Origin of the sequence: Lentilactobacillus kefiri, from assembly GCF_009739535.1 — a bacterium.
Taxonomy (GTDB): Bacteria; Bacillota; Bacilli; order Lactobacillales; family Lactobacillaceae; genus Lentilactobacillus; species Lentilactobacillus kefiri.
In genome coordinates this window covers 1,157,830-1,174,141 of sequence record NZ_CP029971.1, presented here as the reverse complement: position 1 = coordinate 1,174,141, position 16,312 = coordinate 1,157,830, and the positions used below count along the sequence as shown (strand labels likewise).

At 42.5% G+C, this 16,312-nt stretch carries 15 protein-coding genes; 7 read left to right on the top strand and 8 right to left on the bottom strand.

Annotation, left to right across the window (positions count from 1 at the left end; genetic code table 11):
• Nucleotides 1-23 precede the first annotated feature (23 nt).
• On the top strand, nucleotides 24-872 hold the full coding sequence (locus DNL43_RS05650) for an aldo/keto reductase (RefSeq protein WP_156645021.1): 849 nt from the start codon (nucleotides 24-26) through the stop codon (nucleotides 870-872).
• A 489-nt stretch (nucleotides 873-1,361) separates the two neighbouring features.
• Nucleotides 1,362-3,011 carry a peptide ABC transporter substrate-binding protein gene (locus DNL43_RS05645; RefSeq protein ID WP_056982992.1) on the top strand — a complete coding sequence of 550 codons (1,650 nt, stop codon included), beginning with the start codon at nucleotides 1,362-1,364 and terminating at the stop codon, nucleotides 3,009-3,011.
• Between the two features lie 59 nt (nucleotides 3,012-3,070).
• Here DNL43_RS05645 and DNL43_RS05640 read toward each other — a convergent pair whose 3' ends face one another.
• The 6 genes from DNL43_RS05640 to DNL43_RS05615 all read right to left on the bottom strand — a co-directional run bounded on the left by DNL43_RS05640 (nucleotide 3,071) and on the right by DNL43_RS05615 (nucleotide 10,388).
• Entirely contained in the window at nucleotides 3,071-3,766 is a 696-nt protein-coding gene (locus DNL43_RS05640) for a glycerophosphodiester phosphodiesterase family protein (protein WP_054768795.1), read from the bottom strand.
• Nucleotides 3,767-3,860: 94 nt separating this feature from the next.
• A complete protein-coding gene (locus DNL43_RS05635) occupies nucleotides 3,861-5,225 on the bottom strand; it encodes an ABC transporter substrate-binding protein (RefSeq protein ID WP_056982990.1) in 1,365 nt (454 codons plus the stop codon).
• Nucleotides 5,222-6,052, bottom strand: a complete 831-nt coding sequence (locus DNL43_RS05630) for a carbohydrate ABC transporter permease (protein WP_054768796.1) — start codon at nucleotides 6,050-6,052, stop codon at nucleotides 5,222-5,224. Before DNL43_RS05630 ends, DNL43_RS05635 begins: the two co-directional genes overlap by 4 nt.
• On the bottom strand, nucleotides 6,052-7,014 hold the full coding sequence (locus DNL43_RS05625) for a carbohydrate ABC transporter permease (protein ID WP_054768797.1): 963 nt from the start codon (nucleotides 7,012-7,014) through the stop codon (nucleotides 6,052-6,054). The genes DNL43_RS05630 and DNL43_RS05625 overlap by 1 nt, the downstream gene beginning before the upstream one ends.
• Nucleotides 7,007-8,095, bottom strand: a complete 1,089-nt coding sequence (locus DNL43_RS05620; RefSeq protein ID WP_056982987.1) for an ABC transporter ATP-binding protein — start codon at nucleotides 8,093-8,095, stop codon at nucleotides 7,007-7,009. Before DNL43_RS05620 ends, DNL43_RS05625 begins: the two co-directional genes overlap by 8 nt.
• Nucleotides 8,096-8,456: 361 nt before the next feature.
• On the bottom strand, nucleotides 8,457-10,388 hold the full coding sequence (locus tag DNL43_RS05615) for a S53 family peptidase (RefSeq protein WP_056982985.1): 1,932 nt from the start codon (nucleotides 10,386-10,388) through the stop codon (nucleotides 8,457-8,459).
• Nucleotides 10,389-10,593: 205 nt separating this feature from the next.
• Here DNL43_RS05615 and DNL43_RS05610 point away from each other — a divergent pair, with 205 nt between their 5' ends.
• Complete coding sequence (locus DNL43_RS05610; RefSeq protein WP_056982983.1) at nucleotides 10,594-10,809, top strand: hypothetical protein; 216 nt, start codon at nucleotides 10,594-10,596, stop codon at nucleotides 10,807-10,809.
• A gap of 119 nt (nucleotides 10,810-10,928) precedes the next feature.
• Here DNL43_RS05610 and sfsA read toward each other — a convergent pair whose 3' ends face one another.
• Entirely contained in the window at nucleotides 10,929-11,684 is a 756-nt protein-coding gene (sfsA, locus tag DNL43_RS05605) for a DNA/RNA nuclease SfsA (protein ID WP_056982981.1), read from the bottom strand.
• A 75-nt stretch (nucleotides 11,685-11,759) separates the two neighbouring features.
• On the opposite strand from sfsA, the gene DNL43_RS05600 reads away from it, so the two are divergent.
• The 4 genes from DNL43_RS05600 (at nucleotide 11,760) to nadC (ending at nucleotide 15,234) form a co-directional block, all read left to right on the top strand.
• The gene (locus DNL43_RS05600; RefSeq protein WP_054768798.1) at nucleotides 11,760-12,290 is read left to right on the top strand and encodes a DUF308 domain-containing protein; all 531 of its coding nucleotides are present in this window, start codon (nucleotides 11,760-11,762) and stop codon (nucleotides 12,288-12,290) included.
• Between the two features lie 517 nt (nucleotides 12,291-12,807).
• Nucleotides 12,808-12,930 (top strand): hypothetical protein, encoded by a 123-nt coding sequence (locus DNL43_RS12275; protein WP_261907043.1) that lies wholly within the window; start codon nucleotides 12,808-12,810, stop codon nucleotides 12,928-12,930.
• 281 nt (nucleotides 12,931-13,211) lie between these two features.
• Nucleotides 13,212-14,390 carry an MFS transporter gene (locus DNL43_RS05595; protein WP_054768799.1) on the top strand — a complete coding sequence of 393 codons (1,179 nt, stop codon included), beginning with the start codon at nucleotides 13,212-13,214 and terminating at the stop codon, nucleotides 14,388-14,390.
• Nucleotides 14,391-14,394: 4 nt separating this feature from the next.
• Nucleotides 14,395-15,234 (top strand): carboxylating nicotinate-nucleotide diphosphorylase, encoded by an 840-nt coding sequence (gene nadC / locus DNL43_RS05590; RefSeq protein WP_054768800.1) that lies wholly within the window; start codon nucleotides 14,395-14,397, stop codon nucleotides 15,232-15,234.
• 104 nt (nucleotides 15,235-15,338) lie between these two features.
• Here nadC and DNL43_RS05585 read toward each other — a convergent pair whose 3' ends face one another.
• On the bottom strand, nucleotides 15,339-16,268 hold the full coding sequence (locus tag DNL43_RS05585) for a nucleoside hydrolase (RefSeq protein WP_054768801.1): 930 nt from the start codon (nucleotides 16,266-16,268) through the stop codon (nucleotides 15,339-15,341).
• Between the last annotated feature and the right edge of the window lie 44 nt (nucleotides 16,269-16,312).

Here is a 16,312-nt window from a genome sequence, read left to right as displayed (position 1 = left end):
AATGAGCATGGAGGTAAATGATAATGGCAAATGAAGCAATCCCAGAAATTACATTAAATGATGGATACAAGATGGCCAAGGTTCAATTTGGTACCTTTGGCATCCGCGGTGGTGAAGGCCTTCAACAAACGATGGCCGCCATTAGCGATGGCTACCGCGGCTTGGATACCGCAACCAATTATGACAATGAGGGAATGGTTGGTGAAGCAATTCGCCGGTCAGGCATCCCCCGTTCAGAATTCTTTGTGACTTCAAAGCTGCCAGGAAAATATCATCGATATGATGAAGCAACCAAAGCCATCCAAGAATCCCTGTACCGTTTAGGCCTTGATTATTTTGACCTCTTTCTTATCCATTGGCCACTGCCAAAACGTGATCACTACGTTGAAGCATTTCAAGCGATGATTGACGCAAAGAAACGTGGCTTGATCCGATCGGTCGGGGGTTCCAACTTTGAGCCGGAACATTTGGATCGACTGATTAACGAAACCGGGGTAACCCCAGCAGTTAACCAAATCGAAGTTCACCCATATTGGAACAATGAACGCATGTTGGAGGAAGATAAAAAACGGGGAATTGTCACTGAAGCATGGAGCCCATTAGGCCGTGGAAGTGCTGCTCTCAAAGAACCAATTATCCAAGAACTCGCGAATAAATATGGTAAAAACGTCGGCCAAATCATTATCAGATGGCACACTCAAAGAGGAATCATCCCTGTACCACGTTCAACCAACCTGGTTCATCAAAGAGCAAACAAGGATATCTTCGATTTCAAGTTAACAGATGAAGAAATCAAGGCAATCAACGCATTGTCAAAACCGGATGGCCGAGTGGACGGACAGGATCCGAATGTGTATGAGGAATTCGATTAGAGTGTGACGAGACCTGGGTGGCCCCGGAGCATAAGGCGGAATCAACAATAATGAACGGGTTGAGTTCATTGTTGTTGATTCTGACTTATGCAGTAGGGGTCAGGGTCGTCGCCAAGTAGGCTAGGCAGGCTTTCAGCCGGCCGTCGAAACACGTTTCAACCAAAGTGTGACCAGCAACGGGTGAGGCGGTTTCTAAGGGTGTTTTGACTGAAATCCTGGGTTTGGATTTGAGTCAAAATGCACTTAGAAGTTAGCCTCAGTTGCGTCGCCAAGTAGGCTAGGCAGGCTTTCAGCCGGCCGTCGAAACACGATTCAGCCAAAGTGTGACGAGACCCAGCTGCCCCCGCATCATTTGCGACCCACCAACTTTCGTGTTAACATAATGAACCTTGGTACTAACATATTCCAAGTAACTTAATAAATTCATAGATAACTGACCAGCAATTTTGAAGTGCTGGCAGTTTTTATGTCAAAAAAGAGGGTTAAATCGTGAAATTCAATAAACATCTTTTAGCAATCACCGGGACACTCGCATTGGTATTGGTCCTGGCAGGCTGCGGCAGTAAAACCAGCAGCACTAAATCGAGTACCCAGATGGCGAAAAATCAGACGGTCAACATCAGCACCGATTCTGAAATTTCAACTTTGGATACAGCAAAAGCATCCGACAGCGGTAGTCTTACGCCCCTTTATCAAATTAGTGAAGGGATTTATCGCCTCGGTCCAAATTCAAAGATTGAAAATGCTCTGGCCACCAAAACTCAAGTTTCAAAAGATGGCTTAACCTACAAATTCAATCTGCGAACAGACGACAAGTGGAACAACGGCCAACCGGTAACCGCCAACGACTTTGTATACGGATGGCGACGGGTTGTTAATCCAAAGACCGCAGCCGGTTATTCATACTTGTTTGAAGGCGTGAAGAACTATAATGCCATCCAGAAGAATCGGATGTCACCCAACAAACTTGGTGTGTCAGCACCTAACAAACACACTCTGGTTGTCCATCTAAGTCATCCAGTACCATACTTCAAATTGCTCCTGGCATTCCCAACTTTCTTCCCACAACAGGAATCCGCAGTTAAGAAGTACGGAAGCAGCTATGGGACAAACAGTGCCAAAACTTCTTATAACGGTCCATTTAAGCTGGCCGACTGGAACGGAACCAGCGATACTTGGACGATGAAGAAGAACCCCAACTATTGGGACAAAAAAGACGTTAAGCTCGATACACTCAAGTTCCAAGTTGTTAAGACACCAAGTACCGGACTTTCCCTTTATCAACAAAACAAGCTGGATGTCGTCACCCTATCTGGTGAAGAGGTCCCTTCGTACAAGAGCCGACCAGAATTTAAGAAATTCGTCGGTGGCTCAACCATTTATCTTGAAATGAATCAAAAGCGGGTTAAGGCTTTAAAGAACGTCAAAATTCGCCAAGCCTTATCACAGATTATCAATAAGAAATCATTGGCAACTCAAGTATTGCGTGACGGTTCAACGGCTCCAAAAGGATTTGTTTCCACCAATTTCTTCAAGAATCCGAAAACCGGTGCCGATTTTGCCAGTGACGCCTATGAAAAATCAGGGGTTGCCTACAATGAAGCCCAAGCAAAGAAGCTCTGGGCTCAAGGTCTGAAGCAGGTTGGCCAGAAGAAAGTTCACTTATCACTGTTAAGTGATGATACCGATCAATCAAAGAAGACGACTCAGTATCTTCAGAGCCAATTTAACAAGCTGCCTGGTTTAAGCATTACGATCCACAATGTTCCAACCAAGAGTAAGTTATCCCGTTCAACCAGCGGTGACTTTGACCTGGTTATCTCATCTTGGGGTGCCGACTTTGCCGACCCAATCAACTTCTTGGATCTGTTAACCAAGAGCAACCCAACTAATAACGGTCACTGGGTCAACGCCAAGTATGATAAATATATTGCTGCATCAAAAACTACCGATGCCAACAATAAAATTAAGCGTTATGACGATTTGGTAAACGCCGAAAAGGTCTTAATGAAAGACCAAGGTGTTATCCCACTTTATCAACCAGCCAACGCCCAACTCTGGCGAACAAATATCCACGGCTTTGTGTGGAATCCTGCTGGAATGAGCAACGGTTATAAAGGCCTATACGTAACCAAATAAATGAAACCCAAAAATACCCATCCGGAAAATTTCCGGATGGGTATTTTTTATAACAACGATTACATTGCAACCGCGTTGTTCTTCAATCTAACAGCCTGCTCAAAGTTGTCGGTAATAATGCCAGCGACATGATCGGCCAACAATTTCTTTTGGTCCTTAGGGTCATCAACCGTCCAAATGCGTTCAGCAACATTTGGCAATGGTTGATAATGACTTAAGTGAAGGCCAGATAAATGATCCTTAACAATCAATGCCTTAGCATCCTTAATCACGTGATCGGATAATAAGCAGTATTGCTGAGATGGATCAATCTTGTAGGCAATTTTGAGTGAATCCAGGTTAAATGAGGAGAAGATAACTGGATAAACCAAATCGTATTGCTTTACTAAATCAAGCACAATTTGTTCAATATTTGGATAATGGATCTTATTAGTCTTGAATTCCAAGTTCAGGTGCACCGGCTTACCGGCGGCTAATGACAGCAGATCCTTCAATGTCGGAATGGTTTCACCATCTCGCATATGGAACTGTTGGAGTTCCTTCAGGGTATATGAATGAATCAGCCCTTTGCCGTCGGTTGTCCGATTAATCTTTTCGTCGTGCATGATCACAGGCACATTGTCCTTGGTCAAATGCACATCGAATTCCAAACCGTCAATTCCATGATTAATTGCATACTGAAATCCTTTTAATGAATTTTCTGGGAACTTGAATGGGTAACCACGATGCCCAAAAATCAATGTTTTGGTAGTCAAAATGGATAACTTCCTTTCAATTCGTAACTCTCTTTCAATTCAATCAGCTTCCCTTTAAGATTCAGGTCGAGTCTTAATGGAAGATCGCAATAAGCTACCTGCCGTCGGCCTTGTTAGTCGTCTTCAAGTTGGCGTTCATTGCTGTGTCGGCAGTGTTTAAGGCAGAATTGATATTGCCACCGTTGTAGACAGTTTCCATCGCAGTCTGTTCTAACTCACGAGTCAGCTGCATACCTTCCATCAGAATACCTGAGTTGGTATTGTTTGGCTTGGCACTTGCCAACTGCTCACCGGGAACTTTGGCTGAAGGAATCTTCTTGTACAAGTCTTTTAAGATCTTGGTCTTTTGAGAATTCTTGTTCAAAGCCAGGTATCCGGTTGCTTTTTGCCATGCAGCCTGGTTCTTGGCAGTTTGAGTATACTTGATGAATTCCCAAGCACCACGTTGAGTCTTAGCTGGCTTATCATTGGAAATCCAAAGAGCAGCACCACCAATTCCAACACCGTTAGCCTTCACACCATCTGGATGTGGGAAGTATGAAATTCCCAGTTTGTTCTTGGTTCCAGTGGTCAACTGACCAATGTATGCGGAAGATTGAACAAAGATTCCCAACTTGTTAGCCAAGAAGGCTGCAATTTCGTTGGTTTCAGCACTGGCACCAGAACCATAGTTGACGAAATCACCGGATTTAATATTGGTTCTGATCCATTTCAAGAATTTCTTAGTAGTTGGGTTGTTCAAGTTAATCTTGGTTGGATTGCCGGTATGGCCATCACCATTGTTAATCAAAGAAGTATGAGCGTTAGCCAAAGCTTCTTCCATCAACCAACCATAAATTTCAATTGTCATCCCTTTAACTTTATGGCCGGACTTCTTATAAAGTTCTTGAGCGGCACGAGTCACTTCGCTATAACTTGGTGACTTTGATGGTGGTGTGACACCATACTTCTTGAACAATGAAGCGTTGTAATAAAGGACTGGTTGTGAAGTGTTAAATGGCATTGCCAGTTGTTTACCCTTGTTTGAATAGAACGAACGGGCAACTGGTGAAATATTGCTGGTATCATAATTATCTTCATCAATAAATTTTTGTACGGGAGTTGTGTATTTACTGTGCATCATTTGCGCAGTTGAAATATCAAATGACTGGAATACAGCTGGTGAGGCACTGGTTCCGTGACTTTGAATGATCTTTTGAACGGCTTCATCATAAACCCCTTGATACTGTGGAATAACTTCGTATTTGTCTTGAGATTTGTTAAAATCGTCCACCATTTTATCCAAAGCAACTTCAGCAGGGCCGCCCATTTCATGCCAGAAAACAATTGGCGTTCTGCCGGCTTTAGCAGTCGTTGCGTTCTTTGAACCATTCACAAACGCAAACCCCAATACAAGGGCGAAGACAGCGAAGATTGGTAATGCATAAGCTTTCAAAAAGGCAGTAAATTTCTTCATCATTTGACTGCACCTTCATTCACACCTGATTTGAAGTAATGTTGACCGATGAATAAGACAATCAAGGTTGGAATGACCACAATTGCAGCAGTGGCTTGAATCATTCCCCAATCGTTAAAGGTCTCTTCAGACTGGAGTTGACGCAGACCATTTTGAACAGGTCGAAAATCATTACTGAAGGTGGTCAACATTGGCCAGAGGTATTGGTTCCAGGCACCAAGAAAACTATAAGCACCAAGTGTCATCAGTGGAATTCGGTTGTATGGTAAGACCATTTTCCAGTAGAACTGGAAGTGGCCCAAGCCTTCAATATCGGCAGCTTCTTTTAATTCGATTGGCATCTGCATAAATGATTGACGAAGCATGAAGACACCAAATGCGGAAGTTAAGAATGGAATAACCATTACGGAGTATGTGTTTAACAATCCCATTGCCTTAACAGTCTGGAAGTTGGGAATAATTTCAGCTTCAAATGGCAGCATCATCGTTGCCAGGAACAGAGTGAACAACAACTTACGGCCTTTGAACTTAAGAAAGACGAATGCGTAGGCACTCATTGAACAAAAGATTAATTGAGCGATCATCGTTGCCGTTGAGATTACCAAACTGTTTCCCAAGTAACGAATGATTGGGGTTTGAGTAAAGGCATCGATGTAATTTTGAAACGAAACTTTCGTGCTCAAGAAGTTACCTTGAGCAATTTGCATAGTTGGTAGAAAACTGGTCCACAAACCGATTAGGAACGGTGCCAAGACGATCAATGCTAAGACCGTCAGCAGGGTATAATCCAAAATTCGGCGTGACAGCTTTGGCTTAGTCACAATATCCATTAGTAGTTCACCCGCTTTTCCAAAACTTTAAATTGCAGAAGCGTAAACAATGCAATGATAACTGTCAGAATAATTGATTCGGCACTTGCTTGCGCAAAGTTACCACTGTAAAACGCATCTTTGTAAATTCGATAAACCAACATGTTGGTTGCGTTGGTTGGTCCACCTTTAGTCATCAAGTCAATCAAACCAAAACTCTTAAATGATTCAATCAAAGTAATGATTGAAACGAAGAACAATGTTGGTGAGATTGAAGGGATTGTAATGTGGAAGAATTGGAAACGTGATGATGCGCCTTCAATGTTGGCAGCTTCATACAAAGTTGTTGGAACGGATGTCATGGCACCAAGGAGAATCAGGAATGTGAATCCCAAGTTCATCCAAACAGTGGTGATAATGACAGCCCACATAGCAGCAGTTGGATCGGTTAACCATGGAATTTGTGGCAGATGTAAGAAAGTACTAATCAGTGAAAGAAACCCGGTTGAAGGGTTGAAAATAAATAGCCAGAAGATAGCGGCAACGGAAACGGAAACTCCCATAGTTGCCGAAAATAGTGTGCGAAAAAGGCCAATTCCAGGTAACCTTTTGCTTGCCAGGTTTGCGAGTACCAAGCCCAAGGAAATTGTAATGATGGTTACTGCGAAAACATAGAATAGGGTCACACCCAGGCTTGATAGATAATCTGCCGATGTTAACAAACTGATGTAGTTGGAAAGCCCAACGAAAACAGTGGTTTTTCCAACAGTGTTAGTCAGAAACAAACTAAGATACAAGGTTCGTACCATTGGATAAAAGATAAATACACCGAGGATTAAAAGTGACGGTCCAAGAAATGCCCAAGCAAAATATTTATCTTTGGCATTCAGCGTGAACTTCGCTTCCTGCTCCTCAATCTTGCTTTTAGTTTTCTGAACTGAAAGCGGTGTTCTTGGTCTTGACTGTGTTGGTGATTTAAGCATGAACGTAAGCCTCCTTCGAAAGATTCATACGTTTACCATCTTTGTCAAAAAACATCAAATTGGAATCTGCGGTCACTTTAATTGGCTGGAAGATCCGGTAATTAACTTGACCAGGAACTACCACATGAATATCTTCGCCACTGTTCAAGGTTGCGTAAATAATGGTTTCATCACCAAGGAACCCAGTGTTCTTAATGGTGGCATTAGCTTCAACGCTCTCAGTCGCTTCAACTTTCATGTCATCAGGACGAATTCCAATTTTGACGTTTTCAGCTGGTACTTCTTCATCCAATGCAATTTCCAAATCGGAATCGACATCCAAAACATGGTTATCGGTTTTCGAACGGGTCGCATTTAAGATGTTGATTTGTGGAGTACCAAAGAACTTAGCCACAAATTCATTGGCTGGGTTTTGGTAAATTTCACTTGGTGTACCAATTTGTTGAACGTGTTGGTCGTTAAGCACCATGATATGGTCAGCCATGGTCATAGCTTCAACCTGATCATGAGTAACATAAATCAAAGTCAATCCAAGTTTGCGTTGCAGTGCGTAAATTTCTTGACGCATCTTAATTCGCAACTGGGCATCCAAGTTAGATAATGGTTCATCCATTAAACAAATCTTGGCGTCACTGGCAACGGCACGAGCTAAAGCAACACGTTGACGTTGACCACCTGATAATTCACGAGGCTTACGTTTTGCAAGCTCAGTTAAATTAACCATCTTAAGAGCTTCATCAACTCGTTGTTTAATATCTGCTTGATCCATTTTACGGGCCTTCAAACCAAAGGCGACGTTGTCCCAAACGTTCATGAATGGGAATAAGGCGTAATTTTGGAAAACCATTGTTAGTTTTCGTGCCTTGGGAGGTAAATCATTAACAACTGTATTATCAATGCTGACTTCACCAGCCGTAATTGGAGTTAAACCGGCGATCATTCTAAGTAATGTACTTTTACCACATCCAGAAGGTCCAACGATGACGAAGAACTCGCCAGTTTCAACCTTCACAGAAATATCTTTCAGGACCTCTGTCTGTGCGTCATAATCTTTGCGGACGTTTCTTAAAGTAATTGACAAATATCTCACCTCAAAATCATTTATTTGAATACATTTATTATTGTGGCCGTTCAATGTAAATTCGCGATTTCGTTAATGTAAATTGCAGGTAAAGATATTGGGGACTATGTAAAGATTATGTTTCGGCAGCCAGTTTTGAAAACAAATGAAAAGGGCTCTAAAAGCATCTTTAAATGCTTTTAGAGCCCTATTTGTCGGGATTGATTAGCCACGCATGCCATCAACAAATTCTTAAACAAGTCTATAAATTTCTGGATTTTTATCACATAGATATCAGAACAAAAGAGTCAGCTAATCAAAATTATGACACAAAAAAAGATGACATTTTAAGTCATCTTTTTGCGATTCACTTTTCAACTCATCATTTATAAACATCAAACAACTTACTAAAATCAACCGTCCCCAAACCAGTTGCCTGGTTATAAACGGTTCCTGGCTGACCAGTGTAATACAGGTTAGAGTTATCGTCAGTGTCATTTAATGGATGGAATGGAGAATCACTCTTGGTTGCCAATTGATACAGCTGAGGATTCCAGAATCCCATTCGCTGTCTGCCGCTGGCACTGTTAATTAAAGCAGCAACGCCGGCAAACTGTGGTGAAACAACGCTAGTACCGCCATAATTGTTCCAAGGCTTTTCACTGGATGCCTGATAGACCTGATATCCGGTCATTGAATCCGCATTGGCTGAAATATCTGGATAATTTCGACCCCAGTTCGTACCATGGAATAATGGGGCATTAAAGACCGGCTGGTTATATTGTGACAAGTACTCGCGGGCATTATAGGTGTTAACGCCGGGTACTCCTTCTTGATAATCAGGGGTTTGATAGGCTTGATCAAAGCCACCACCGCCAGCATCACTAATCAAATCCCAGAACTCTGGCATAGTTGCCAGGAAGTTGCTGTTGGCTTGTAGGAATGGCCAGTAGTAATCGGATCCCCAAGCTCTTTCTTTTGAGTTGGTAATGGTGCCCATTGACTTGTCATTAATCTTCATATCTTTTTTAAATGGTAAGCTGGTTCCACCTGCTGAAGTAATCCATGGGTTGGAAGGATAAGGGTCGCAATCTTGAATCGAACGATCAAGGATCACGTCATTGCCTGAAATCCCACTGATCGTGTAGTTGAGCGCACCATTATCACCAGCAGCCACAAAGCTTGAAATTCCTTGAAGGGCTCCTTGGGCCAAAACCATATTGAGGATTTGAACGTATTGTGATGGCATCACGTGGCGTTTTTCAAGTATCTGGAAATAGTTGTTCGGGCCAAGGCCCCAACTGTTGCTGATGGCACTGACATCCCCATCATCGTAGGCCATCAGATATGAATTGATGAGATTCATATAATCTGAAGTGGCTGCCTTGTTGTAATACATCTTAATGTTGGCTTGTGGTGCCACCGATCCGGCATACTCAACATCCATTGTTGCTTCGGAATCATCATGAGAAACATAGCCTTTGTTTACCACATTTCCTTTGACATTTCGAACCGTAAATCGATTCTTGTCAGTGCTGGCATTTTCATGTTTCCAGAAATGGGACAAATTACTTTTAACCACATTTCCAAATGTAATAATGCCAATCGTTTGACCTTTACCGGTTAATCCCTGTTTATACAAATTATCAACGCCGTAAGTATCGGTAAATCGGCTTGTGTAGCCGTGATTAACCGAGTTGGCATAGTTGGGTGTATCATCATTCTTATTAAACGACACATCGGTTTCCGGGTAGAAATACCCTTTGCTATGATCGGCCATCCCCAGAACTGCCAACACAGTGTCCTGCAAGTCGGATGGAATCGATGGCTTTGATTTACCAAATTGGAGCGGATCTGAATGGTACTGGGCGGTTCGCATGTTCATCTTGAACATCTTATTAATGTATTTAACTTTTCCGGTTACATTAATCACCAGCCCATTCTTGTATGGCTGAGCATCCAGATGATTCTTCTTAAATAAGGCCACCCACTGATTCAATACCGATTGGGGCTGACCATATTTGGCCTGAATTTGCGGACCGGTCAAGAAGTCCTTAAAATCTGATTTGGTTGGATCATTTACATCGCTGGCTTCTTGGTAATACTGTTGCTCGTTTTGCGGCTTCAACACAATATCAAACGTGGTAACCGTGTTTGCTGTAACCTTGGTTGGCTTCACTTTTTTAGCGGTTAACGTCTGGTTGTAGAGATCTCCAAAGACTGATGCGGAAGCTGTACCGGCAGTAACCAGTCCAAATGAAAAGACAGCTGCGAATAGAATCAATAATTGCTTAATAATATGATGTTTATTCATAAAATTCATCCCCTCAATCCAACAATTCTATGTACCGTTTACAAGCTAATTTTAGCATGGATACTTTTCCGGCAGAAAGGAATTGCTCATGATAATCGGCATCATTCCAACCCATCCTTCAAAGAACTGGTATATTAATCAGCTTGAAACTACGGTATAATGAAAATGATTACATTGTCGAGTTAGAAATTGAGGAGTCCGTTTTATGAAAGATAGTTGGTTTAATCGTAAATTCTATAAAACATTTGATTTTTGGATTGGGTTTGCACTTGTCGTTGGGGACTTAAGTGCCATCTTTTTTGGCCCCGGCCTTCATTTAAGTATGAGATCCGGCTTTTACATTATTGGCTTGCTCCTTGGCATTTTCATGATTGCCCAAAGTATGTATGTGCCCGGTGACGGTACCAATGGTCGATCGTAACCCTTCGAAAATCAGTTAATCCTTATAATGGAAATAAAAATAGCGCCTGAAACATCATCGTAAAAGTTGACGTTTCAGGCGCTATTTAATTATCTATGGAGCAGACATAATATAATTTATTATTTGGATTGCTTACCAATCGATGAAGGCAGCCCATCGCTCACGAACTTCTGATTCAAATCAAATGGAACCGGTTGATCCAACACCAATGTATCCGGCTCAACTTTGCAGTCGTATGCGACCACGTGGACGCTCTTTCGTTGAGCTTTACCGATTTCAACGGCCAGTTCGTTAAAGATGTCACGATCAATGGTGACTTTTTTGACGTTGGAAATTTGGATCACAAACAGTAAGTATGCCAAGTATCCGGCATCAACTGCTCGTTCCAGCGTTTGCACGTGCTTTAGGCCTCTGGTTGTTGGAGCATCCGGGAACGCCGCAATTCCTTCATTAATCAAAGTCACGCCCTTTACTTCCAAAAAGAACGGCCGGTCCAAATTGTCGGCACCCGCAAAATCCAAGCGAGAATCCAAATAGGTTGTCTCAGGATTCACCTTTGAGATGGATTGAATGCCGGGTAATTTGATGTAATTGGTCTCCAAACCGGTTTTGACAACCTTATTGGGAGCTTGCGAATCAATATTAATCCACTGCCGGTCATATTTTTTGGCCGCCACCAGATCATACCGGGTTTTACGGTTGGGATTGTCATTATGGACCAAAGCAGTCGTGACTCCCGGCTGAAGAATGGTTGTCCGGCCCGTGTTCTTCACGTGAGTGGTGACCACTTCGCCAGTATCAATTAACTGACAATGGGCAATGAACCGGTTGGGCCGGTCAATGAATTTTGCTAAATGAACGTTGGGATATTGCATGGGGCACCTCTATACTGTCGTTTTCGGATTATTACTTGTATTATATAGGTAATATAAACGTTTGGGGGAAATGATATGTACACATTTATTAACCGAATTCGAAATTTTATTTGGCTTAAAAGTCTTGCTTACATAATCTTCGGCTTGTTCTTCTTATTTGATCCACACGGAACACTGAATATCGTCATTAGCCTGATTGCGTCATTCTTTCTTGTATTTGGCGTGATTAACCTGATCTCCGCCTGGCGGCAAAGGGTCAACAATGAAGTCACCGACTATAGCATGGCAATCGGCATTGCCCAAATTGTGATTGCAATCATCGTCTTTATCCTGGCAGTCCCATTACTGTCATTTCTACCGTTTATCTTGGGAATCGTGCTGATCATTACCGGAATTTCCAACGTCTTCACAGCGCTGAACCACCGTCAATACGTCAACATTTCACCAATGCCGTTTGTTCTATATGGCGTCCTCTTAATTCTAGTGGGAATTTTGCTGGCATTCAATCCATTCGGAACAATTTTGATATTACTGCAATTCTTTGGCGCAACTCTGATTGTCATGGGCATCATGACCATTGTGACAGCTTGGAAATTAAGTGTTTAAATGAAGCTTTAATAGTAGCCGGATAGCAATATCCAGCTGCTATTTTTTTGGTTAGTTGACATTGTATACTGTTTCACATTATCGTATAATAATGACGTGAATGTAGTCAGTAGGTCCTTAAAATATAAGGTATCTGGTTAACTTCTATTTTCACAAGTTGCGGTCTTAACATCGCAACCGGGGGAGTAGAAATGAGTACCCATTCAAGATCCTAATAGATGTGTGTATCGATGAGATACCATCAGATACGAACTGAAAATTGATTAAGAAGTATGGGGGCACTTGGCACAACATATGATGTGTTGTGTCTTTTATTATGTTTTCATAAACGTGTAAGCATGTTGGAAACGGTTTATTGCAGTTTCACAACATTTATTACAAAAATGTGTGTAAATCATTGCAAATGTAATCTTTAAAGGCCTATACTAAATATAGAGTTGAAGGAGAGAAACGCTCGGTTAATCCAAACGTTGATTTCCCAAATTTACAACTCAAAAAAATTAGGAGGCCATGTAATATGAAGAAAGCATTGGAAAAGATGTTCAACAAGGTATTGGCAAAGAAGTCTGAAGACGCTGGCAACTTGGAAACCAGTGAAAGTAACCGTTTGTTCTGGAACTCAGTAACCAAGGCACAATAAAATGAATAGATTAATACGATGTAGGCAGCTGTTTCTAGTTACGAAACAGCTGCCTATTTTTTATTCAAAAGGCTTCCTGTAAAAAGATCCTCGCCCAATCCAAGCAACCGTTTGTCACGTACCCACAACACTTTGTGCGTCACCAACCTCCCCATCAAATAGTCAAATGACCGCTTGTATTTTTATATGGGTTAGGGTATCCTCTTATTAAAGTGTTTTGTACTTTAATTCATTCAAATAATAGTATTTTATACTTTTAAATTAATTGGGAGGTTATCAACTTGGATAATACGAAACAAAGTTCAAAATCCTTCACGTTCATGGTGATTGGAACCGCATGGATGTTTGATGCCATGGATGTTGGGTTATTGTCATTTATCATGTCAATCGTTCATAAGGAGTGGATGCTGACAAATTCGCAAACCGGATTAATTAGTTCCATCAGTACGGTTGGAATGATTTGTGGTGGCTTTTATTTTGGGAGTCTTGCAGATCGGATTGGACGAAAGAACACCTTGATCATCACCCTGCTGACTTTTTCAATCGGAAATTTAGTGCTTGCCGCAGCCCCAGGATTTTATACATTTTTAGCCATTCGTTTTATTGTCGGAATGGGGCTTGGTGGTGAGTTGCCAGTTGCTGCAACCTATGTAGCCGATATGTACCGTGGTTCAAAGCGGTCACAGATGCTGATCTTAGCCGATAGTTTTTGGGCCGTTGGCTGGTTGGTCGCATCATTTCTATCCGTATTATTTGCCCCAGTATTGGGTTGGCGGGGACTGTTAATTTTAACCGCATTGGCCGGCTTCTTCGCCTTGGTCTTACGCCGTCATATCCATGAAATTCATACACTGCCGAAGCAATCAAGTGAGTGGCGGTCAACCTTGAAATCAGAATTCAAGCCTTGGACCATCACCCTTTGGATAGCTTGGTTCATGGTCATGTTCAGTTATTACGGCATGTTTATGTGGCTGCCAAGTATCTTGATTGATAAGGGATATGGAGTTGTCAGCAGTTTTGGTTACACAACTATTATTGTCGTCGCCCAACTTCCCGGTTACTTCTGTGCCGCTTGGTTGGCAAAAAGAATCAAAGTAAAATATGTCTTTTCGATTTACATGTTGGGAACCGCTGTTGGTGCCATTATGTTTGGTCAGTCGACAACCGCTTTGATGATTATCATTGCCGGATGTGTGCTGTCGTTCTTCAACCTTGGCGCTTATGGTGCAATCATTGCCCTCACTCCGGATCTTTATGAAAGTACCATCAGAGGAACAATGACTGGAATTGCGCAAGGAATTGGCCGAATTGGTGCGATTGCCGGTCCGCTGTTGGTCGGAATACTGATGGACCATCAAGCCAGTGTTAACATCGTCTTCATCATTTTCATGATTTCGTTAGTGATCGGTTCAATTGCGGTATTAACCCTGCCAGCTGCTTCAAAAGGCTCAAAGGAGTAACCCTATGAATAATATTTTGCTAGCCGAAAAGTTAAAGGAATTTCTCAATGAGGATCTCAACTTTGGTGACATGAGTCTCAAGTATCTTCAAAGTTCAAAAGTGATCAGCGGCTCATTTATTGCTAAACAAGCCGGCGTGGTTTGCGGTCAGGAGATTCCTCAAGCAGCCTATGATTTGCTTGGTAACGCCCACTATACAGCCCTTGTTGAAGATGGAAAATACGTCAGCAACGGAACAATCATTGGTAAGGCAACCGGCCAGGCATCAGTTCTCTTAACCGGCGAACGGGTTATTTTAAACTTGGTTCAACGGATGAGTGGGATTGCTTCAAAAACTGCCAGGATCATTGCCAAATTAGACGATCCGACAATCAAGATAACCGATACCAGAAAGACGGCACCCGGTTTGCGAATGTTTGATAAGTTTGCGGTTGCTGCCGGTGGCGGCTTTAACCATCGTTTTGACCTAACCGGCGGGATTATGCTGAAGGACAACCATATTGCATTAGCGGGCGGTGTCCGTGAAGCGTTATTGGCAGTCAAAAGGAATGTCGGCCCATTGACTCCCATCGAGATTGAAGTCGAAACAGAAGACGAGCTGAAAGACGCCGCTTCTGTGGGTGCCAACGTCATCATGTTTGATAATCAGAAACCGGAAACCATCAAAGAATGGAAACGACTAGTCCCCGAAACGATGAAAATTGAAGCATCCGGTGGAATTACGGAAGAAACAGTTGCCTCCTTTAAAGGATGCGGTGCGGACTATCTTTCCATTGGAAACTTAACCAACGACGTTTCACCTTTGGATATTAGTTTTCTAGTCAAAGGTGTTATTAAGAAATAATAATCAGGTCCATATAATTGCATTCAAAAACCTCTTTCGAGTTTAAATATCGAAAGAGGTTTTTATAGTTTATTTTTAAATCATAATACTGGCAATATTATTGTTTACTCGTTCTTTGTTAACAGCTCATCCAGCTTATTGAAGAATGCTTTACCACGCACTTCGGTAACCAGGTTAATCGGTCGGCCATCGTTGGTTTCAAATGTCCGTCCGGCACCGGCACCAGTCGTCAGGACGTCACCTTTAATATCTTTGGATTCCACGAGATCCGGATATTGACTGGCAACGGTGGTTAGCACATCCCACAAATAATAAGTTGAATTGGCTTCATAGGATGAAACCAGCGCATAGCCTTGGCCAATCAGATCCATCATTGGGTACCGCCTCAAGCTGGCCCAATGCTGCTGAACATCAGCGTTCAACGGAACTTGGTTGGTACTTTCAAGGCCCACCATTTGAATATCAATGTCAGCATCCCAGACCGTCTTAACAGCTTCAGGATCCCAATAAGCGTTCCACTCTGCCGTCCCATCATGTTTGGGTTCCAGGACATTACCTTCAGTGCGCATTGTGCCACCCATCCAGTACAGCCGCTGAATCTTTTTGACGATCGTTGGATCAACCTCCAAAGCCCGTGCCAAATCAGTAAGCGGCCCGGTCATAACCAAATCGGTTTTGCCTTCAGTATTCTGGAGCTTGTCGATCATATCCAAATGAGCCGGCTTTTCAGCCAGTGGCGTGGTTGGAGCGCCGTGTTCGTTGAGTAATGGGAAAGCATCAAATGAAAATGAACTCAGTCGCCATTCCTTTGGAAATTGGTGAACCGCTCGTGAATTTGATGCCGCAACGGAAACTTGGGCGCCGTGCCCAAATCTGGTAATGATTTTGCGTGAAGCCGGTACAGATCCATCAATGTAACCATCCGCATCAATTACCCCGACACCGGTCAAATTTACCTCGGGCATTTGCAGCAAGAGCAACAATGATACCAAATCATCGACGTTACCATCATGGTCAAAGTAGACATTTTTCAAGATTGCATCCTCCTTATTTGTTACTTTTATCATACAGGATGGAT

What these genes read in the sequence shown, in the direction of transcription:
- DNL43_RS05600 (WP_054768798.1), top strand. Translation starts at nt 11,760, where the DNA reads ATGTACACATTTATTAACCGAATTCGAAATTTTATTTGGCTTAAAAGT.
- DNL43_RS05650 (WP_156645021.1), top strand. Translation starts at nt 24, where the DNA reads ATGGCAAATGAAGCAATCCCAGAAATTACATTAAATGATGGATACAAG.
- DNL43_RS05615 (WP_056982985.1), bottom strand. Translation starts at nt 10,388, where the DNA reads ATGAATAAACATCATATTATTAAGCAATTATTGATTCTATTCGCAGCT.
- DNL43_RS05625 (WP_054768797.1), bottom strand. Translation starts at nt 7,014, where the DNA reads ATGCTTAAATCACCAACACAGTCAAGACCAAGAACACCGCTTTCAGTT.
- DNL43_RS05635 (WP_056982990.1), bottom strand. Translation starts at nt 5,225, where the DNA reads ATGATGAAGAAATTTACTGCCTTTTTGAAAGCTTATGCATTACCAATC.
- DNL43_RS05610 (WP_056982983.1), top strand. Translation starts at nt 10,594, where the DNA reads ATGAAAGATAGTTGGTTTAATCGTAAATTCTATAAAACATTTGATTTT.
- DNL43_RS05630 (WP_054768796.1), bottom strand. Translation starts at nt 6,052, where the DNA reads ATGGATATTGTGACTAAGCCAAAGCTGTCACGCCGAATTTTGGATTAT.
- DNL43_RS12275 (WP_261907043.1), top strand. Translation starts at nt 12,808, where the DNA reads ATGAAGAAAGCATTGGAAAAGATGTTCAACAAGGTATTGGCAAAGAAG.
- sfsA (WP_056982981.1), bottom strand. Translation starts at nt 11,684, where the DNA reads ATGCAATATCCCAACGTTCATTTAGCAAAATTCATTGACCGGCCCAAC.
- nadC (WP_054768800.1), top strand. Translation starts at nt 14,395, where the DNA reads ATGAATAATATTTTGCTAGCCGAAAAGTTAAAGGAATTTCTCAATGAG.